The organism is Streptomyces sp. NPDC033136, assembly GCF_055578235.1.
In genome coordinates, this window is the sequence record NZ_JBVIPD010000029.1 from 42,166 (window position 1) to 63,247 (window position 21,082).

At 74.4% G+C, this 21,082-nt stretch carries 6 protein-coding genes and 1 pseudogene; all 7 read right to left on the reverse strand.

The features are described 5' to 3' along the window. Positions 1-134: 134 nt before the first annotated feature. The 7 genes and pseudogenes from ACZ5TL_RS35140 to ACZ5TL_RS35170 all read right to left on the reverse strand — a co-directional run bounded on the left by ACZ5TL_RS35140 (position 135) and on the right by ACZ5TL_RS35170 (position 21,003). On the reverse strand, positions 135-3,272 hold the full coding sequence (locus ACZ5TL_RS35140) for a type I polyketide synthase (protein WP_468594840.1): 3,138 nt from the start codon (positions 3,270-3,272) through the stop codon (positions 135-137). A 5-nt stretch (positions 3,273-3,277) separates the two neighbouring features. Then, the gene (locus ACZ5TL_RS35145; RefSeq protein WP_468594841.1) at positions 3,278-9,898 is read right to left on the reverse strand and encodes a type I polyketide synthase; all 6,621 of its coding nucleotides are present in this window, start codon (positions 9,896-9,898) and stop codon (positions 3,278-3,280) included. A 9-nt stretch (positions 9,899-9,907) separates the two neighbouring features. Next, a pseudogene (locus ACZ5TL_RS35150) lies at positions 9,908-15,472 on the reverse strand (type I polyketide synthase); the annotation flags it as partial. A 72-nt stretch (positions 15,473-15,544) separates the two neighbouring features. Continuing rightward, entirely contained in the window at positions 15,545-18,646 is a 3,102-nt protein-coding gene (locus ACZ5TL_RS35155; protein ID WP_468594842.1) for a type I polyketide synthase, read from the reverse strand. 52 nt (positions 18,647-18,698) lie between these two features. Beyond that, on the reverse strand, positions 18,699-19,445 hold the full coding sequence (locus ACZ5TL_RS35160) for a thioesterase II family protein (protein ID WP_468594843.1): 747 nt from the start codon (positions 19,443-19,445) through the stop codon (positions 18,699-18,701). Beyond that, a complete protein-coding gene (locus ACZ5TL_RS35165) occupies positions 19,442-20,692 on the reverse strand; it encodes a cytochrome P450 (RefSeq protein WP_468594844.1) in 1,251 nt (416 codons plus the stop codon). The genes ACZ5TL_RS35160 and ACZ5TL_RS35165 overlap by 4 nt, the downstream gene beginning before the upstream one ends. Further along, a complete protein-coding gene (locus tag ACZ5TL_RS35170) occupies positions 20,689-21,003 on the reverse strand; it encodes a phosphopantetheine-binding protein (RefSeq protein ID WP_468594845.1) in 315 nt (104 codons plus the stop codon). The genes ACZ5TL_RS35165 and ACZ5TL_RS35170 overlap by 4 nt, the downstream gene beginning before the upstream one ends. Positions 21,004-21,082: the final 79 nt, after the last annotated feature.

Below are 21,082 nucleotides of genomic sequence, written 5' to 3' on the forward strand. Positions count from 1 at the left end.
CCACACACCACCCCCCCCCCCCCCCCCCCCCCCCCCCCCCCCCCCCCCCCCCCCCCCCCCCCCGCACCCCCCCCCCCCCCCCCCCCCCCCCCCCCCCCCGCCCCGGGGCTCGGGGTTCACCGTGGCGCGGTCGTTCAGCGGGTGCCGCCGCCCGCCAGCGAGGTCGTGACGTGCTCGGCGATCAGGCGAGGGGTCGGGTGCCGCAGCACCATGTTCGCCCGCAGTCTGAGCCCGGTGGACGCGGTGAGGCGTTTGCTCAGCTCCGCCGAGAGCATCGAGTCGAAGCCCATCTTCAGGACCTCCTCGTCGGGGTCGACCACCTGGTCGGCGGAGTGCCCGAGGACGAGGGCGACCCGTTCCAGGACGTGGTCGAGGACGAGGGCGCGGGCGTCGTCGTCGCCCAGGCCGGCGATCCGCTCCGACAGGGGGACGAGGGTGTCGTCGTCGGCGGGGGGCTGCTCCGTCGCGGGCAGCTGCGCGGTGGGCGCGGTGTGCGCGGGGTTCAGCCAGTACCGCCGCCGCTGGAACGCGTACGTCGGCAGGTCCACCCGGCGGCGGGTGGTGAACAGGGCGGACCAGTCGACGGACCCGCCGTGGACGTGGAACTGGGCCAGCGAGCCGAGGACGGCCTCCACCTCGTCCCGGTCCCGTCGCGTCGACGACAGGACCAGCGCGTCGGCCACGTCCTCGACGGTCTCCTGCACCGGGACGGTCAGCACGGGGTGCGGGCTCATCTCCACGAACACCCGGAAGCCGTCCTCGGCCAGCCGCCGCACGGACGTCTCGAAGACGACCTTCTCGCGCAGGTTGTCGTACCAGTAACCGGCGTCCAGCCGTGCGGTGTCGGTCTTCTCGCCGTACAGGGTCGAGTAGAACGGCAGCTTCGAGGTGCTGGGGCTGACGCCGGACAGCGCGGCGGTCACCTGGTCGCGGACCCGGGCCACGTGGTGGGAGTGGGAGGCGTAGTCGACGGATATCCGCCGGGCCTGGGCGCCGTCGGCCTTCATCTTCTCGACGAACTCGTCGAGCGCGTCCGGTTCGCCGGACACCACCACGGAGCGTGGGCCGTTGACGACGGCGACGCTGACCCTCCCCTCCCACGGAGCGAGGCGTTCCGCCACGACGTCGGCGGACTCGGCGACCGATGCCATGCCGCCGTGGCCGATCAGGTCCACGAGGGCCTTGCTGCGCAGCGCCACGACCCGGGTGGCATCCCGCAGGGACAGTGCGCCGCACACGTACGCGGCGGCGATCTCGCCCTGGCTGTGTCCGACCACCGCGGCCGGCTCCACTCCCCAGGACCGCCACAGGGCGGCCATGGACACCATCACGGAGAACAGCGCCGGCTGGACCACGTCCACCCGGTCCAGGTCCGGTGCCCCCTCCACGCCGCGCACCACGTCGAGCAGCGACCAGTCGACCCACTCGGCCAGGGCGTCGGCGCACGCGTCCAGGGACTCGGCGAAGACCGGGAAGGCGTCGTACAACTGGCGTCCCATGCCGACCCACTGCGAGCCCTGGCCGGGGAACACGAAAGCGACCGGGCCCGTGCCGGCGGCGACGCCGCTCACCACGGCGGCGGACTCCGCGCCGTCGCCGAGCGCCGTCAGACCGTTCAGCAGCTCGTCCTGGTCGCGGCCGAGCACCACCGCGCGGTGCTCGAACGCCGACCGGCCCGACACCAGGGACCAGCCGACGCCGGCGAGGTCCAGGTCCGTGCCGGCGGCGGCGATGTCGCGGAGCCTGCCCGCCTGCGCCCGCAGGGCCGCCGCGCTCCGGCCCGACACCACCCACGGCACGAGTCTGCCGACGACGCCCGCCCCGGGCCCGTCCTCGTCCGCCCGCTCCTCGTCCACCCGCTCCTCGGGCGGTCCCTCCTCCAGGACGACGTGCGCGTTGGTGCCGCTGACGCCGAAGGACGACACCCCGGCCCGCCGGGGAGCGTCGGCGCGGGTCCACTCGCGGCCCTCGACGAGCAGTTCGACGTCGCCGGAGGACCAGTCGACGTGCGAGGTGGGCGCGTCCACGTGCAGGGTCTTCGGGAGGTACCCGTGGCGCAGGGCCATCACGGTCTTGATGACGCCGCCAACGCCGGCGGCGGCCATGGCGTGCCCGAGGTTCGACTTCAGCGACCCCAGCCACAGCGGCCGGTCCTCGGCCCGGCCCTGCCCGTAGGCGGCGAGCACCGCGCCCGCCTCGATGGGGTCGCCCAGGACGGTTCCGGTGCCGTGGGCCTCGACCAGGTCGACCTCGCCCGGGGCGACGCCGGCGTTGGCCAGTGCCTTGCGGATCACCTTCTCCTGGGCGCGGCCGTTGGGGGCGGTCAGGCCGTTGCTGGCCCCGTCCTGGTTGACCGCGCTGCCGCGGACGACGGCCAGCACCGGGTGGCCGTTGCGGCGGGCGTCGGACAGCCGCTCCAGCAGCAGGACGCCGACGCCCTCGGCCCAGCCGGTGCCGTCGGCGCCGTCGGCGAAGGCCTTGCAGCGGCCGCCCGCCGACAGGGCGCCCAGCCGGGAGAACTCCACGAACATCGCGGGCGTCGAGATGACCGACGCGCCGCCCGCCAGCGCGAGGGAGCACTCCCCCGACCGCAGGGACTGCACCGCCATGTGCAGGGCCACCAGGGACGACGAGCACGCCGTGTCCACGGACACCGCGGGTCCCGTCAGGCCCAGTTGGTACGCCACCCTGCCGGAGGCGACGCTCAGCGCGCTGCCGTACAGCAGGTAGCCCTCCAGTTCCTCGGGGCTGTTGTCCAGGAAGCGCCAGCCGTACTCGGAGGAGCTGACGCCGGAGAAGACGCCGACGTCGGCGCCGCGCACGTCGGCGGGGACGATGCCGGCCCGTTCGAAGACCTCCCAGGACGTCTCCAGCAGCAGGCGGTGGTGCGGGTCGACCGCGAGCGCCTCGCGCGGGCTGATGCCGAAGAACTCGGCGTCGAAGCCCGCCACGTCGCTCAGAAACCCGCCCTGGCGGGTGTGCGAGCTGCCGGCGGCGTCGGGGTCGGGGTCGTACACGTCGCGCCAGCCGCGGTCCTTCGGAAAGTCGTCCACGACGTCCAGGCCGCCGCGCACCACGCCCCACAGGTCCTCGGGCGAGGACACGCCGCCCGGGTAGCGGCACGCCATGGCCACCACGGCGATGGGCTCGCCGCGGCCGGCCTTCATGGCCTCGTTCTCCTGCCGGAGGCGGTCGCGCTCCTCCAGCAGCGTGCGGAGCGCCCGCTGGACCCGGTCCGCGCCGTCCGCTGTGCGATCCGCGGAGTTGGTCATGTCACTTACCTCTTCTCGTCCAAGGCCAGGTCGACCAGTGCTTCCAGGTCCAGGTCGGTCAGTTCGTCAACGCCCGCGTCCGCGTCCGCCGCGGGCGTGCCGTCGTCCGCCGGGTGCGGGGTGTCCGCGCAGGCCAGGACCAGGTCCAGGAGGCCGGCGGCGCGCAGGCTGTCGACCGACACGTTCCGCAGCGCTTCCCGGATCCGCGCGTCCTCGTCCCCGTCAGCGTCCGTGCCGGTGTCCGCGGCCGGGCGCAGCAGGCCGTGCAGGTGCTCGCTCAGCTCACGCGGGGTCGGGTAGCTGAAGACGAGGGTGGTCGGCAGGCGCAGGCCGGTCGAGGAGGCCAGGCGGTTGCACAGTTCGACGGAGGTCAGCGAGTCGAATCCGAGCTGGGTGAACGCCTGGTCCACGTTGACGGCCGCGCCGGAGGGGTGTCCGAGCACGACGGCGACCTGGTCGCGGACCCAGTCCAGGACGGCCGCCTCCGCCTCGTCGGCCGGCAGGGCTGCCAGCCTGGCGGCCAGGCCCTGGGAGCCGCCGTCCCCGGCGGTGTTCGCCCGGTCGCGGCGCGGGCGGCCGCCGTCGGCGAGGTCGCGCAGCAGCGGCGGCACGTCACCGCCGGTCCTGCCCCGCAGCGCGGCGACGTCCACCCGGGCCGGCACGAGGACCGGCTTGTCGAGGACGCACGCCGCGTCGAACAGGGCAAGTGCCTCGGCGGTCGGCATCGGGGCGATGCCCATCCGCCGCAGCCGGGAGAGGTCGGCCTGGTCCAGGTCCCCGGTCATGCCGCTGCTCTGTTCCCACCAGCCCCAGCACAGCGAGGTGCCGGGCAGGCCGGACGCCCTGCGCCGCGCCGCCAGACCGTCCAGGAAGGCGTTGGCGGCGGCGTAGTTGGCCTGTCCGGCGGTGCCGAGGGTGCCGGCGAGGGCGGAGAACTGGACGAACGCCGACAGGGGGCGGTCCCGGGTCAGTTCGTGCAGGTTGACCGCGCCGCGGGCCTTGGCGGCCAGGACGTGGTCGAGGCTCTCGGCGGTCAGCGACTCCACGGTGCCGTCGGCCAGGGTGCCGGCCGCGTGGACGACGGCCGTCAGCGGGTACCGGGGCGGCATGTCGGCGAGCAGGCCGGCCACCGCGGCCCGGTCCGCGACGTCGCAGGCCACGACCCGGACGGTGGCGCCCGCGCCCTCCAGGTCCGCGACCAGTTCGGTGACGCCGTCGGCCGCCGTGCCCCGGCGGCCGGCCAGGACGAGGCTGCGCACACCGCGTTCGGCGACGAGGTGCCGCGCCACGACCGAGCCGACGCCGCCGGTCCCGCCGGTGACCAGCACCGTGCCGCCGCCGAGGGTGTCGCCCAGTTCGAAGACCAGCTTGCCGACGTGGCGGCCCTGGCTCATCTCGCGGAAAGTGCCGCGCGCGTCGCGGATGTGACGCACGGAGACCGGGCTCAGCCGCACCCGTCCGTCGGCGAACAGGGCCATGACCTCCTGGAACATGGCGTGGATCGTGTCCGGGCCGGACGCGTAGAGGTCGAACGCCCGGTACGCGACTCCGGGGTGGTCGGCCGCCACCCGCTGGGGGTCGCGGATGTCGGTCTTGCCCATCTCCAGGAACGTGCCGCCGCCGGGCAGCAGGGTCAGGGAGGCGTCGACGAAGTCGTGCGCGAGGGAGTTGAGGACGACGTCCACACCGCGCCCGCCGGTGGATTCCAGGAACTTCCCGGCGAACTCCAGGTCGCGCGAGGACGCCAGGTGCGCGTCGTCGATGCCCAGGGCGCGCAGGGCGGGCCACTTGGCCGGGCTGGCGGTGGCGTAGACCTCGGCGCCGACGTCCCGGGCGAGCTGGACGGCGGCCATGCCGACGCCACCGGCCGCGGCGTGGACCAGGATCCGCTGTCCCTTCTCCAGCTCGGTGGCGCGGAAGAGCGCGTAGTAGGCGGTGAGGAAGGTGCACGGCATGGACGCGGCCTCGGCGTAGCTCCAGCCGTCCGGGACGGGTACGAGCATGCGGTGGTCGGCGACGGCCACGGGGCCGAAGGCACCGGAGAAGATGCCGGTCACCCGGTCGCCCGGCGCGAAGCCGGTCACGTCGTCGGCGACTTCGAGGACGACTCCGGCGCCCTCGCTGCCGAGCCCGGCGTCGATGGCCGTACGGTCGATCAGGCCCAGGGCGATGGTGACGTCGCGGAAGTTGAGCCCGGCGGCGTGTACGGCGATGCGGACCTGCCCGCTCGTCAGGGGCTCGTTCACCTCGGGGCAGGGCACCCAGGTCAGGTTCTCCAGGGTTCCCTTGTTCGGGATGCCGAGGCGGTGGGTGCCGTCGGCCGGAGGCTCGATGCGGTGGTCCGCGGGTGCGGCCGGCGCGAGGCGGGGGACGAGGGCCGTGCCGTCGCGCAGGGCGAGCTGGTCCTCGGGGAGGGCGAGGGCGTCCGCGAGGCGGGAGCGGGAGGTTTCCTCGTCGTCGATGTCCAGCAGCCGGAACCTGCCGGGGTGCTCGGTCTGGGCGGAACGGACCAGGCCCCACACGGACGCGCCGGGCAGGCTCTCGACGCTCTCGCCCGTACCGGTGTCCTGGGCCAGGCGGGTGAGGACGACCAGGGTGGAGTCGGCGAGCGGTTCCTCGGCGAGGAAGCGCTGGAGGAGGGCGAGGACGTGCTTGTCGGCGTTCGCGGCCGCGGTGAGCGGGTCGGGGCCGTCGGTGACGATGTCGTCCAGGCACAGGATGAGGTGCCGGGGCGCCTGCGCCTCTGTCCGGAGCACCTCGTCGAGGGACTCGTGGAGGACGGCGCGTGCGTCGTCGGCTGCGGCGAGGCGGGCGGCCTGCCCGTCCTTCGCGCCGAGTACGCCCCACGGCCCGCGGTGGGTCTCGCCCTCGCCCTGCCGGGCCGACCGCCAGTGCGGTTCGTACAGCGACCGCTGCTGTCCGCCGTGCGCCGCGTGCACCTGCTCGGCGCTGGCGGGGCGGAACGTCAGCGCCTCGACGTGCGCGACGCGGCGGCCGCGCTCGTCGGCGAGGGTCAGGGACACGACGCCCTCGGCGGCGGCGTGGAGCCGGACGCGTACGGTCGCGCCGCACGCGCCGGGCGCGTGGACGCCGGACCACGAGAAGGGCATCCAGCCCTGGCCGCCCGTCACCGGGACGGCTCCGCCGGCCACGGCCGCGTGCAGGACGGTGTCCATCAGCGCCGGGTGCAGGGTGAACCCGGCGCCGGCCACCTCGGCGCTCTCGGGCAGGGTGGCGAGGGCGAACAGGTCGTCGCCGCGGCGCCAGACCTCGCGCAGCCCGCGGAACGCCGGGCCGTAGTCGAAGCCGGCGTCGGTGAAGGAGTCGTAGAGGTCCTCGATGCCGACCCGCTCCGCCCCGGCCGGCGGCCACGCGGCGAGCGCACGGGTGTCGTCGGCGTCGGCGGCCGGCGTGTCCGGTGACAGGGTGCCCGCCGCGTGGCGGGTCCAGCCGCCCTCCGCCGGGCCGTCCTCGCCGGGACGCGCGTACACCTCCAGCGAGCGGCGGCCGGTCTCGTCCGCCGCGCCGACGGCGACCCGTACGCGCACGTCGCCGGTGTCGGGCAGGATCAGGGGTACGGCCAGGGTCAGTTCCTCGACCGTGCCGCACCCGACGTGCTCGCCCGCCGACAGCGCCAGGTCCAGGTAGGCGGTGGCCGGGACGACGACCGCGCCGAACACGGCGTGGTCGGCGATCCAGTCGTGGGTGCGCAGGGACCACAGGTCGGTGAAGACCACCTCGTCGGTGCCGGGGTGCTCCACCACGGCGCTCAGAAGGGGGTGGCCGGGGGCCGACAGGCCGGCCGAGGTGACGTCCGCGGAGCGCTGTCCGGCGAGGAAGTCCATCCAGTACCGCTGCCGCTGGAACGCGTATGTCGGAAGGTCGACCGGCGGGCGCGGCCCGAACAGAGCGGTCCAGTCCACCGGCACACCCCGTACGTGGAGCCCGGCGAGCGCGCCGGTCAGCGCGTCGGCCGGCCCGCGGCCCTTGCGCGACGTGGAGAGGACCACCGCGTCGTCGACGCCCTGGCCGGCGAAGGCGTCCTTGAGGAGGCCGGCAAGCGTGGAGCCCGGACCGACCTCGACGAAGACGTCCGCTCCCGCCTCGCGGGCCCGCTCCACCGCGTCGTGGAAGCGCACGGGCTCGCGCACGTGCCGCACCCAGTGCTCGACGGACGTCAGCTCCTCGAGCGTGGCCTCGCGGCCCAGGCGCGTCGACACGATCGGGACCGACAGCTCGCCGTCGGCGGGCAGCGCGCCGAGGGCCTGGGCGAACTCGTCCAGGACGGAGTCCATGAGCGGGGAGTGGAAGGCGTGGTCGACCGGGAGCAGCTTCGCGGACCTGCCGTCGGCGACGAGCCGGTCGCGCAGGTCGTGGACCTCGTCGCGCAGGCCCGCGAGCACCACCGACTCGGGTCCGTTGACGACGGCGAGACCGACCCGGGTGTACGGGGCGAGCAGCGTCTCGGCCTCGGCGAGCGGGGCGCGTACGGCGAGCATGGCGCCGGGCTCGGTGACGGCCTGCATGACGCGTCCGCGGGCGGCGACGAGCCGGGTCGCGGTGTCGAGGTCGAGGACGCCGGAGACGTGGGCGGCGGCGATCTCGCCGACGGAGTGGCCGATCAGGCGGTCGGGCCGGGGGGTGTACCGGGTGAGGAGCCGGTACAGGGCGACCTGGAGGGCGAACAGCGCCGGCTGCATGACGTCGGTGCGTCCGCGTCCCTCGGGCTCGTCGGCGAGGAGCAGGGGCTTCAGGGCGAAGGGGAGGTGGGCGTCGAAGTGCCGGCAGACCTCGTCGAGGGTCCGCGCGAAGACGGGGAAGGTGTCGTACAGCTCCCGCGCGACGCCGGTCCACTGGGCGCCCTGGCCCGGGAACAGGAAGACGCGCTCGCCGGGTTCACCGGCCTCGCCCCGTACGACGGCGGGGGATTCGTCGCCGTCGCCGAGCGCCGTGAGGGCGTTCAGCAGGTCGTCGCGGTCGCGGCCCACGACAACCGCGCGGTGCTCGAACGACGACCGGGTCGACACCAGCGAGGCGCCGATGTCGGCGAGGTCCGCGTCGGGGTCGGCGGCGACGAACGCGCGCAGCTTGTCGGCCTGCGCGCGCAGCGCCTGGGGCGAGCGCGCGGACAGCACCCACGGCACGGGGCCGCCGATGGCGGCCGGTGCGGGGTCGGTGGGGTCGGTGGTGGCGGCCGGCTGCCCGGTCCCGGCGGTGTCGGCGGCCGGTTCGGGCTCGGGGGCCTCTTCGAGGATGAGGTGGGCGTTGGTGCCGCTGGCCCCGAAGCTGGAGACGCCGGCCCGGCGGGGGCGGCCGGGTGTACCGGGCCACTGTCTGGCCTCGGTCAGCAGTTCCACCGCGCCGGCCGTCCAGTCCACGTGGGTGGAGGGGCGGTCCACGTGCAGCGTGCGGGGCAGGACTCCGTGCCGCATCGCCATGATCATCTTGATGATGCCGCCGACACCGGCGGCGGCCTGCGTGTGCCCGATGTTCGACTTCAGCGAGCCCAGCCACAGCGGCTTGTCCGGCTCGCGGTCCTGCCCGTAGGTGGCCAGCAGCGCCTGCGCCTCGATGGGGTCGCCGAGCGTCGTACCGGTGCCGTGGGCCTCCACCGCGTCCACGTCGGCCGCCTGGAGCCGGGCGTTGGCCAGCGCCGCCCGGATGACGCGCTGCTGGGACGGTCCGTTCGGCGCGGTCAGGCCGTTGGACGCGCCGTCCTGGTTGACGGCCGAGCCGCGGATGACCGCCCAGATCCGGCGCCCGTTGCGCCGCGCGTCCGACAGGCGCTCCAGGACCAGCATGCCGACGCCCTCGGCGAAGCCGGTGCCGTCGGCCGCGTCGGCGAACGCCTTGCAGCGTCCGTCGGCGGACAGGCCCCGCTGCCGCGAGAACTCCCGGAACACCTGCGGCATGCCCACGACGGTGACGCCGCCGGCCAGGGCCAGGCCGCATTCGCCCTGCCGCAGCGACTGCACCGCCTGGTGCACCGCGACCAGCGACGACGAGCACGCGGTGTCCGTGGACACGGCCGGGCCCTCCAGACCCAGCGTGTACGACACCCGGCCCGAGGCCACGCTCAGCAGGGAACCGGTCTGCGCGTAGCCCGAGATGGCCTCGGGGGTGGTGAAGTGGTTGCCGTAGCCGAAGTAGGCGAGGCCGGCGAACACGCCGGTGTCGCTGCCGCGCAGCTTCTCCGGGTCGATGCCGGCTCGCTCCAGGGACTCCCACGAGGTCTCCAGGAGCAGCCGCTGCTGCGGGTCGGCGGCCAGCGCCTCGCGCGGGTTGATGCCGAAGAAGTCGGCGTCGAAGTCGCCCGCGTCGTAGAGGAAGCCGCCCGAGCGGGCATAGCAGCTGCCCGGCCGGTCGGGATCCGGGTCGTACAGGTTCTCCAGGTCCCAGTTGCGGTCGTCGGGGAAGTCCGACATGACGTCCGCGCCCGCCCGCACCAGCTCCCACAGGGCCTCCGGGGACGCGGCGCCGCCCGGAAAGCGGCAGGCGACGCCCACGACGGCGATGGGTTCTGCGGCGGCCTCCGTCACCTCCTGGAGGCGCTTGCGCGTTTCGAGCAGCTCGATCGATGTCCGCTTCAGGTACTCGAGAACATCGGCGTTGTTGTCGTTGGTCATCGTTCTCCCCTAGCCGAGCTCTTGGTCCAGCAGCGCGAGAAGCTCTCCCGCCGATGCCGAGGTGATCTGGTCGGCGATGCCGGCCGGTGCCGCGGCGCTCGCCATCGAACGGACCCGTCCCTGCAGTTCGCCGAGCAGTGTGGAGATGGCCGCCTGGTCCGCCCCTTCGAGGTCGAGGAACGCGTCCTCCAGGCGGGCGCCCAGTCCTTCGATCTCCTTGACCAGGAGTCCGGCCGGTGATGCCGGGACGGCCGCCGGTTCGGGGGCGATGCTCTCGCTCAGGAACCGGGCGAGGGCGCTCGGGTTCGGGTGGTCGAAGACGAGGGTGGTGGGCAGCTTCAGGCCGGTCACCGCCGCGAGTTTGTTGCGCAGCTCCAGCGCGGTGAGCGAGTCGATGCCCAGTTGCTTGAACGCGGCGGTGGGGCTGATCCGCCCGGTGTCGGGGTGGCCGAGGACGAGGGCGGTCTGCTCGCGGACGGCGGTGAGCAGCGCCGCCTGGGCCTCGTGGGGCGGCAGGGACGCCAGCCGCTGGGCGAGTCCGCCGGCGGCGGTGTTCGGGTGTGCCGGGCCGCCGGGTCCGCCGGGCGCGCCGGACAGGTCGCGCAGGAGCGGCGACGCCGCGCCGGGCGCCGGGAGGCTCAGCCGGGCGGGCACGAGCACCGGTTCGTCCAGGGTGAGCGCCGCGTCGAAGAGGGCGAGCCCCTCCTGCGACGACATCGGCAGCACGCCCTGGCGCCGCAGGCGCACGAGGTCCGTGTCGACGAGGTCGGCGACCATCTCGCTGCGTTCCGCCCAGAAGCCCCAGCACAGCGAGGCGGCCGCCAGCCCGGTGGCGTGGCGGGTCTCGGCGAGGCCGTTGAGGAAGGCGTTGGCCGCCGCGTAGTTGGCCTGTCCGGCGGTGCCAAGCACGCTCGCGACGGAGGAGAACAGCACGAACGCGGACAGGTCGAGGTGGGCGGTCAGCTCGTGCAGGTGCCAGGCGCCGCGCACCTTGGGCGCGAGGACCGCGTCCACGCGGTCCTCGGTGAGCGTCTGGACGACGCCGTCGTCGAGCACGCCCGCGCAGTGGATCACGGCCGTGAGCGGGTGCGCGGCCGGGACGGAGGCGATCAGTGCGGCGACGGAGTCACGGCTGGTGACGTCGCAGGCGACGACGTCGACGTGGGCGCCCGCGTCGGCGAGTTCCTCCCGCAGCGCCGCCGCCTCCGGGGCCGCCGGTCCGCGCCTGCTGGTGAGCAGCAGCCGGTGCACGCCGTGCCGTGCCACGAGGTGCCGGGCCAGCTTGGCGCCCAGGCCGCTGGTGCCGCCGGTGACCAGGACCGTGCCGGTGCCGAGCGCGGACGACGTGCCGTCGGCGGCGTCGTGGCCCGGGGCCGTGTCGGGTGCCGGGGCTGTATCGGGGGCCGGGGCGGTGTCGAGGGCCGGGGCCGGGTCGGATGCGTGGACCAGGTGCGGGACGCTGACCTGGCCGTCGCGGATCTTGAGCTGGGCCTCACCGGTGGCGGCCGCGGCCGCCACGCGGGCCAGGGAGGCGGGCAGGCCGTCGGTGTCCACGAGGGTGAAGCGGCCGGGGTTCTCGGTCTGCGCGGTGCGCACGAACCCCCAGACGGCGGCCGCCGCCGGGTCGGTGCGGGGGTGCCGGCCGTCGTGGACCGCGTCCCGCGTCACGACGACCAGGCGCGCGTCGGAGAACCGGTCCTCGGTGAGCCACTCCCGTGTCCAGCGCAGCACGCGGTGGAGGGCGCGCTCGACGGCGGCGGGCGTGTCGTCGCCGTCCGCGCCGGCCCCGTCGAGGGCGGCGATGACGACGGGGGGTATCTCCCCGTCGGACGCGGCGAGTTCCGCGAGGTCGGTGAAGACCGCCGCGTCCCGTCCCGGGGCCGCGGTGACGGTGTCGGATTCCCCGAAGGGGGTGCCCGGGGCGCCCGGGTCCAGCACCGCGTACGGGCTGCCGTCCCCGCCGGACGGGACCGGGACGGGGACCCAGTCCAGCCGGAAAAGGGAGTCCTGGTGGTCGAAGCCCAGCTCGGTCAGCTGCGTGACGTCGGTGGGCGCCAGGCTCAGCGACGCGATGCCGCCGGCCGGGGTGCCGTCCTGGTCGGCGAGGGTGAGGGACAGGGCGTTCTCCCCGGCGGGCGCGAGGCGGACGCGCAGCGCGGCCGGCCCGGTGGAGCCGACGCGCAGACCCGTGCAGCGGTACGGCAGCCAGCCCTCGGGCCGGTCGCCGTCGACGATCGGCCCGAGGCCGAGCGGGAGCAGCGCGGCGTGGAGCAGGGCCGGGTGGATCCGGAACGCGCCGCGGTCGGCGCCGTCGGACGCGGGCAGTTCCACCTCCGCGTACAGGACGTCGTCGCGGCGCCACACCTGCTTGAGGCCGCGCAGCAGGGGCCCGTGGGCGAATCCGAGGGTGGACAGCCTGACGTACTCGTCCTCGAAGGGGACGCCGACCGCGCCCGCGGGAGGCCACGCGACGAGGCTCTCCTCCTCGCCGGTGTCCGCGCCGCCGGTTCCGGCGACGCCGACGGCGTTGCGCGTCCATCCGGCGTCACCCTCGCCGCGCGAGTGCACGCTGATCGTCCGCCGGGCGTCGACGACGACGCGGATCTCGCGGTCGGCCGTCCGGGACAGCACCAGCGGGGTCTCCAGGGTCAGTTCGTCGACGGTGTCGCAGCCCGCCTTGTGCGCCGCCCACACCGCCAGCTCCGCCAGCACCGCCGCCGGTACCAGGACGGCGCCGTGGACCACGTGGTCGGCGAGCCAGGGGTGGCGCTCCGGCGACAGGCGCCCGCTGCCCACGATCCCGCCGTGCTCCGCGTCGTCGGGCAGGTCGATCACGGCGTCGAGCAGCGGGTGGTCCGACGTGCCGGCGGCGGTGGTCTCGGCGGGTGCGTTCATCCAGTAGCGCTGCCGCTGGAAGGCGTACGTGGGCAGGTCGACGAACCGGCCTCCGGTGCCCGGGAAGGCCGCCTCCCACGACACCGCGACGCCCGCCGTGAAGGCCTCGGCCGCCGAGCGGTGGAAGCGGGCGAGGCCGCCCTCGGTGCGGCGCAGGGTGCCCGTGACGACGGCTTCGGCGCCCGCGCTGTCCAGGGTCTGCTCCACACCGATGGTCAGGACGGGGTGGGGGGACGCCTCGACGAAGCACCCGAAGCCCTGTGCGGCCAGGGACCTGACCGCCTCCTCGAAGCGGACCGTGCGGCGCAGGTTGGTGTACCAGTACTCGGCGTCCAGCGTCGTCGTGTCCAGCCAGTCGGCCGTCACCGTGGAGAAGAACGGCACCTTCGCCGGGCGCGGCTGAAGTCCGGTCAGCACGCGCCCCAGTTCCTCGTGGATCGACTCCACGTGCGCCGAGTGCGAGGCGTAGTCCACCGGGACCTTGCGGGCCCGGACGTCGTCCTTCTCGCAGGCGGCGAGCAGCGCGTCGAGTTCGGCGACGTCGCCCGAGACCACCACGGACGAGGGTCCGTTGACCGTCGCGATCGACAGGCCGTCCGTGAGACGCTCCGCGACCTCCTGGGCGGGCAGCGCGACGGACACCATGCCGCCGCGTCCCGACAGCGCCAGGATCGCCTTCGACCGCAGCGCCACCACCTTCGCGGCGTCCTCGACGGACAGGGCGCCGGCGACACAGGCGGCGGCGATCTCCCCCTGCGAGTGGCCGACGACGGCCTCGGGCTCCACGCCGTAGGAGCGCCACAGCTCGGCCAGCGACACCATCACCGCCCACAGGGCGGGCTGGACGACGTCGACGCGCTTGAGTGCCTCGGCGTCGCCGAGCACGTCGGGCAGGGACCAGTCCACGTACGGTGCCAGCGCGTCGGCGCACTCCCGCATCCGCTCGGCGAACACCGGGGAGGACTCCCACAGTTCGCGCCCCATGCCGGCCCACTGCGAGCCCTGGCCGGGGAAGACGAACACGGTACGGCCGACCGGACCGGCGAGCGCGGAGACCGCGCCGTTCTCGTCGCCGGCGGCGACGGCGGACAGGGTGGCGAGCAGGTCGTCCCGCCCGGTGCCGAGCACGACCTGGCGGTGCTCGAACAGCGAGCGGGTCGTCACCAGCGAACGCCCCACGTCGGCCGCCGACAGCGACGGGTCGGCGGCGACGAGGTCCCGCAGCCGCGCCGCCTGTGCGCGCAGCGCCTGCTCCGAGCGCGCCGACAGCACCCACGGCACCGGGCCGGCGGCGTCGGCGGGCTCCTGCTCGGCGTGCTCGGGAGCCTGCTCCAGGATGAGATGGGCGTTGGTGCCGCTGATGCCGAAGCTGGAGACGCCGGCCCGGCGGGGGCGCTCCGGTGTGCCGGGCCACTGCCTGGCCTCGGTCAGCAGCTCGACCGCGCCGGCCGACCAGTCCACGTGCGACGACGGACGGTCCACGTGCAGCGTGCGGGGCAGGACCCCGTGCCACATCGCCATGATCATCTTGATGATGCCGCCGACACCCGCGGCGGCCTGCGTGTGCCCGATGTTCGACTTCAACGAACCCAGCCACAGCGGCTTGTCCGCGTCCCGGTCCTGCCCGTAGGTGGCCAGCAGCGCCTCGGCCTCCATGGGGTCGCCCAGCCTCGTACCGGTGCCGTGGGCCTCCACCACGTCCACGTCGGCCCCCTGGAGCCCGGCATCGGCCAGGGCCGCCCGGATCACCCGGCGCTGAGCCAGTTCGTTCGGCGCGGTCAGGCCGTTGGACGCGCCGTCCTGGTTGACGGCCGAGCCGCGGATGACCGCTAGGATCCGGCGTCCGTTGCGACGGGCGTCCGACAGGCGCTCCAGGACCAGCATCCCGGCGCCCTCGGAGAAGCCGGTGCCGTCCGCCGCGTCGGCGAACGCCCGGCACCGTCCGTCGGCCGACAGGCCCCGCTGCCGGCCCAGCTCCACGAGCAGACCCGGCGTGGACAGCGTCGACACCCCGCCGGCCAGCGCCAGCGTGCACTCCCCGGACCGCAGGGACCGCATGGCCTGGTGGACGGCGACCAGCGACGACGAGCACGCGGTGTCGGTGGACACCGCCGGGCCGTGCAGGCCCAGCGTGTACGCCACCCGGCCCGAGGCCACGCTGGTGTACGTACCGGTGGCCGCGAAGCCCTCCACCTCGCCGCCGGCCCCGCCGCCCGTGCGGGGGCCGTAGTCGACGCCGTAGAGCCCGGTGAATACCCCGGTGGCCGACCCCCGCAGCGCGGCCGGGTCGATGCCCGCCCGCTCCAGGGCCTCCCACGACGTCTCCAGCACCAGCCGCTGCTGCGGGTCCATCGCCAGCGCCTCGCGCGGGCTGATGCCGAAGAACGGCGCGTCGAACTCCGGCAGGTCGTACAGGAAGCCACCCGAGCGGGTGTACGTCGTCCCGGGCGTCTCCGGGTCCGGGGAGTACAGCGCCTCCAGGTCCCACCCGCGGTCCGACGGGAAGTCGCCGATCGCGTCCACCTCGCCGGACACGACCGACCAGAGCCCTTCGGGGGTCGTCGCCCCACCGGGGAAGCGACACCCCACGCCCACGACCGCGATGGGCTCGCGAGCGGACTCCTCCAGCTCGCGGACCCGCTCCCGCAGCTGCTGCGCGTCGCCTACGGCGCGTCGCAGGTAGGAGCGGAGCTTGTCGACGTCCTCCACCAGGACCTCCCCCAACGGTGATTCAAAAGAAGACAGATGTGGCTACACGTATCCGCGGTCGATCAATGCGTACAGATCGTCGTCCGGTGCCTCGGCTGCCTCGGCTGCCTCATGCGCCTCGGGCACCTCGGGCACCTCCGGTTCGAGGAGGGAGAAGATGTGGGCGGCGAGCGCGCGCGGGCTGGGATAGGTGAACGCGACGGTGGCCGGGAGCCGCACCCCGGTCACCGCGGTGAGCCGGTTGCGCAGTCCCACGGCCGACGAGGAGTCGAAGCCCAGGTCCTTGAAGGTCTCGGCCGACCGCGCCACCAGAGCGGGGCCCGTCACGTCCGGGTCCTTCACACTCAGCAGCGCCGCCGTCTCGGCGCACACGACGTCGAGGACCAAGGACTCCGTGCCCAGGCGAGCGGTGCGCGTGCCCGGTCCGTCCGCCCGCGTGGCGGGGTCCGGGTGCGCGACGCCGGGTGCGGTCAGCCAGTACCGCCGGCGCTGGAACGGGTAGGTCGGCAGGCCGATCCGGCGCGGCCGGTGCCCGGCGAACACCGGCTCCCAGTCCACCGGCACCCCGCGCACGTGCAGTTCGGCCAGCGACGCGAGGATGTTGCCGGCGCTCCCGTCGTCCCGGTGCAGGGTGCTGGCGACGACCGGCGGGTCGGCCAGCGCGTCGGCGGTCTCCTCCATCGCCACCCGGAGCACGGGGTGCGGGCTGACCTCCACGTACACGCCGCCGCGCTCGCGCATCAGGTGCTCGACGACCTCGCCGAACCGCACCGTCGAGCGCAGGTTGTCGTACCAGTACGAGCCGCCGAGCAGGCGGGTGTCGAGCCGTTCCGCGGTGACCGTGGAGTGGAACTCCACCGCCGTCCGTCGCGGCGAGACACCCGAGGTGGCCTCCAGCACCTGGTCGCGGATGCGTTCGACCTGGTGGGAGTGGGACGCGTAGGCGACCTTGAGCCGGCGCACCCGGACGCCGTCCTCGGCCGCCGACGCGGCGAACGCGTCCAGCGCTTCGAGGTCCCCGGAGACGACCACGGAGGCCGGTCCGTTGACCGTGGCGACCGAGAGCCGCCCGGGCCACTGCCGCAGCCGGTCCTCGACCCGGGTGAGGGGCTCGGCCACCGCGCTCATCCCGCCCTGGCCGGCGAGGGCGGCCAGGACCCGGCTGCGCAGGGCGACGACCCGCGCCGCGTCCTCCAGGCCGAGCGCGCCCGACGCGCACGCCGCGGCGATCTCGCCCTGCGAGTGGCCCACCACCGCGTCGGGGACCACGCCCAGCGACTCCCAGACCCGGGCCAGGGACACCATCATCGCGAACAGCGCCGGCTGCACCACGGTGTCGCCGCCGTCCAGCGACGGTGCCGTGTCCGCGCCGGTGATCAGCTCCAGGAGGGACCAGTCCAGATAGGGCTGAAGGGCCCGCGCGCAGGCGTCGATCGAGCGCGCGAAGACGTCCGACTCGGCGTACAGCCGCCGGCCCATGCCGAGCCACTGCGAGCCCTGGCCGGGGAACACGAAGACGACCGGGCCGGTCCGCGCCGTGGCCGTCCCGCGCACCGCGCGTGCCGGCTCCTCGCCCGCCGCCAGTGCTCCGAGGCCGGTCAGTGCCTCGTCACGGCTCCCGCCCAGCAGCACCGCCCGGTGCTCGAACGTCGACCGTGTCGACACCAGCGCGTGCCCCACGTCGGCCGTCGACAGGGACGCGTCGGCGGCGACGAAGTCCCGCAGCCGCGCTGCCTGTTCGCGCAACGCCGGCTCCGTCCGCGCCGACAGCACCCACGGCACCACGCCGGGCACGCCGGTGACGGCAGCCGGGCCCTCGTCCGTGGCAGGGGGCTCGGTCCGCGTCGGCGTCTCGAGGGCCTGTTCGAGGATGACGTGCGCGTTGGTGCCGCCCATGCCGATCGACGTCACCCCCGCCCGCCGCGGCCGCTCGGGCGTGCCCGGCCAGGGCCGCGCGGCCCGGACCACGTCGAAGTGCTTGTCGAAGTCGGGTACGGCCGGGTTCGGGGACCGGAAGTTCACCTGCGGGACCAGCTGGGCGCGGTCCAGGCAGAGTGCGGTCTTCACGAAGCCGGTGATGCCCGCGGCGGGCTCCAGGTGCCCGACGTTCGCCTTCACCGAGCCGACCGTCAGGGGGCGGTCGCGGCCGGTCTCCCGGAACACCTCGCGCAGTCCGGCGAGCTCCGCCGGGTCGCCGAGCCGGGTGCCGGTGCCGTGGGTCTCTACGTAGTCGACACCGTCGAAGGGGACCGCCGAGCGCGTCAGCGCGGACAGTACGGCGGTCGCCTGACCGGCGGGGCTGGGGTCGGGCATCCGGGAGGAGGCGCCGCCGCTGCCGACGCCCCAGCCGCGCACCACCGCGTAGACGTGGTCGCCGTCGGCCTCGGCGAGGTCGAGTCGCTTCAGCAGGACGAACGCCCCGCCCTCACCGCGGACGAAGCCGCCCGCCCGCTCGTCGAAGGGGAAACAGTCCCCGGCCGGCGACAGGGCGCCCAGGTTCGCGAGGCCGAGGCCCGACTCCGGGTCGGCGATCAGGTGCACGCCGCCCGCGAGCGCCATGTCGACGGCGCCGGCGCGGATCCGGTCGCAGGCCAGGGCGAGCGAGACGAGGGAGGAGGACTGGCCGGAGTCGGCGCAGAAGCTCATGCCGCGGACGTCGAAGAGGTTCGAGATCCGGTTGGCGATCAGCGCGCCGGCCGAGCCGAGCGCGGCGTAGTGGTCGTCCCGGTCGCTGCCGGACAGCTTGCGCAGCAGGTCGTACCCGGAGGGCGCGGCGCCGACCACGACGTCGATGTCGCGGCCCGCGAGCGTGGCCGCCGGGAGCCCGGCGTCCTCGACGGCCTCCCAGGCGAGTTCGAGTCCCAGCCGCTGTACGGGGTCCATCGCGGCGGCCTCGCCCGGGGACGTGCCGAAGAACTCCGCGTCGAACCCGTCGATCGCCTCCAGGAACGATCCCGCGTTCACCGTGTCGGCGTCCGGGTGGGGCGGGGACGTGCGGTGCGTGTCGGCCGTCCGGTGCGCCGGGAAGCGGCCGACGGTCGACCGCCCGTCGAGCAGCAGGCGCCAGAACGCGTCCAGGCCGTGCACGCCGGGGAAGCGGCACGACATCCCGATGACGGCAATGTCGGTGGCTGCGCCACTCATGTGATGTCCTTCCGGTTCCCTCGGCGTACGGCTGTTACGGGCTGCACCGCTGTCACCGCCAGCGGGTCAGCGTCTTCAGCAGTTCGTCCGGCGCGTCCATGAAGTCGTAGTGGCCGCCGTCAACGACTTGAAAGTCGACGGAGGCGGCGTACCGGCGCCAGCCCTGGAGGTCGTCGAGGCTCACGTCGGGGTCGTCCCGCCAGTGCAGGACGACGACGGGGCAGGGCACCGGGGTCGGCTCCTGCCTGCGGTACGCGCCCGCCGCGGCGTGGTCGCGCAGCAGCACCATGAGGCCCAGTTCGACCATGTCCGGACGCGGCTCGATGCCCCGGCCACGGATGAACGCCTCCACCTCGGCGCGCAGTTCGGCCTCGCTCATGGTGAGCATCCGGTCGCGCGAGGCGTCGTGCGGTGCGGGCTGGCCCGACACGAAGAGGCACTGGGGTGCGGGCAGGCCGAGTGCGGCGAGCCGGAGCACGCTCTCGTAGGCGGGCAGGGCGCCCGCGCAGTGCCCGAAGAGCGCGTACGGCCGATCCAGCAGCGGTGCGAGCGCTTCGGTGAGGTCGTCGGCGAGGTTCTCGTAGGTGCCGTAGTGGGGGTGGGCGAGCCGGTTCTCGCGGCCGGGGAACTGCACCGGGCAGACCTCGACGTCGTCGAGGGCGGTGGGCCAGGCGCTGAAGGCCGATGCCCCGGAACCGGAGAAGGGGAGGCAGAAGAGCCGGGCGGCGGCCTCGGCGGACGGCGGCCGCACGAACCACGGCGACCCGGTGGCGGCGGTGGTGGTGGGACCGGATGTCATGGCGTCCGTCGTTTCTGGGCGGCGATGGGCATGTGGGTCATCCCGGCGATGAAGTAGGACCGCAGGTGCTCCGGTTCGCCGGCGAGCTCGATCGACGCGAACTCTTCGAGCAGTTCCTCGAAGAAGATGCGCAGCGTCATCCGGGCCAGGGGCGCCCCGATGCAGAAGTGCGGTCCGAACCCGAACGCGCCGTGGCGCTTGGCGCCGTCGCGCGTGATGTCGAAGGTGTGCGGGTCGGGGAAGACGGACCCGTCCCGGTTGGCCGATCCGATCCACGCGACGACCGCCCCGCGGGCCGGGATGGTGCCCCCGCCGATCTGGATGTCGTCGACCGCGTACCGCATGAAGTTGCAGGCGGCCGAGGTCCAGCGCAGTCCTTCCTCGACCAGGTTGGGGATCAGCGTCGGGTCGGCCTGGGCCTTGGCGAACTGCTCGGGCCGTTCGACGAGGGCCTGCACGGTGCCGGAGACGGTGTGCGGGGTCGTCACGTTGGCGCCCAGCAGGATGCTGTAGCCGTCGAGGGCGATCTCCTCGTCGCTCAGCGGCTCGCCTCCGGGGCGGACGCTCATGAGGTGGTGCAGCAGGCTGTCGTCCTCGCCGCCGTCCGCCCGCCGCGTGGTGGCCCAGTCCCGGACGTAGTTGAGCAGTTCGTGGTGGGAGATGGCCAGGGTCGCCGCCTCGCTGCCCACCAGGAAGTGCGGGTCGGAGGGGGCCGTCACCATCGCGGTGAGCTGGACGAGTTCCGCCCAGTCCTTCTCGGGGATGCCGAGGAGCGGGCCGGTGACCAGCGCGGGGAGCAACAGCGCCTGCTCGGCCAGGTCGAAGGTCCCGCCGTCGAGCGCCGGCTCCAGGAAGCGGCGGACCGTCGCGCGGATCTTGTCCTCCCAGGACCGTACGGCCCGGGCGGTGAGCTTGGCGTTGAGCGGCCGGCGGACCTCGGTGTGCCGGGGCGGGTCGGTGGACGTCATCAGCACACCGGCGGCGGCGTCGTCCGTCCCCAGGTGAGTGGGGACCGTGCCGCGTTCGGAGGTGAACTCCCGGTGGTCGCCGAGCACCCGGCGGACGTCCTCGTAGCGGGTCACCGACCAGAACTCCCGGCCGTCGGGGAGGACCTGGTGGTGCAGGGGCGCCCGCTCGCGCATCACGTCCCAGATCGAGTGCGGGTCGCCCGTGGAGTAGAGGTCCAGGTCGAACAGGTCGACGCTGTCGAGGTCGACGTCGCGCGGGGGACCCGGCGTCAGCCTCACGCCCCGGCCCTCCCCTGCTCGATCAGCTCGGCGACCTTGGTCGGGGTGCCCGCGAGGTAGAAGTCGCGCACGGAGAGGCGGACGCCGTGGTCCAGCAGCACCCGTTCGATGATCTTGATGCCGGCCAGCGAGTTGCCGCCGAGCGCGAAGAAGTCGTCCTCCACACCCACATCACGGCTGCCGAGGTGCTCCCCCCACAGCTGTGCGATCTCCCGCGCCAGTGACGCCGACGCGCCCGCGGGCCCGTCCTGTCGCTCCGGCGTCTCTTCCCGCCCACCTCGCTCGTGGACCACCTGCGGTGACGATTCCATTGCCGACCTTTCCTCTGCACTGTCCCGCCGGCGAGACAAATTCTTCGAATGGCCGAATTGAGTGTCGCGTGCGTTCGCG

Excerpts from the sequence above, each read along its gene's own strand:
- ACZ5TL_RS35155 (WP_468594842.1), bottom strand. The coding sequence starts at position 18,646 with ATGAGTGGCGCAGCCACCGACATTGCCGTCATCGGGATGTCGTGCCGC.
- ACZ5TL_RS35170 (WP_468594845.1), bottom strand. The coding sequence starts at position 21,003 with ATGGAATCGTCACCGCAGGTGGTCCACGAGCGAGGTGGGCGGGAAGAG.
- ACZ5TL_RS35145 (WP_468594841.1), bottom strand. The coding sequence starts at position 9,898 with ATGACCAACGACAACAACGCCGATGTTCTCGAGTACCTGAAGCGGACA.
- ACZ5TL_RS35140 (WP_468594840.1), bottom strand. The coding sequence starts at position 3,272 with ATGACCAACTCCGCGGATCGCACAGCGGACGGCGCGGACCGGGTCCAG.
- ACZ5TL_RS35160 (WP_468594843.1), bottom strand. The coding sequence starts at position 19,445 with ATGACATCCGGTCCCACCACCACCGCCGCCACCGGGTCGCCGTGGTTC.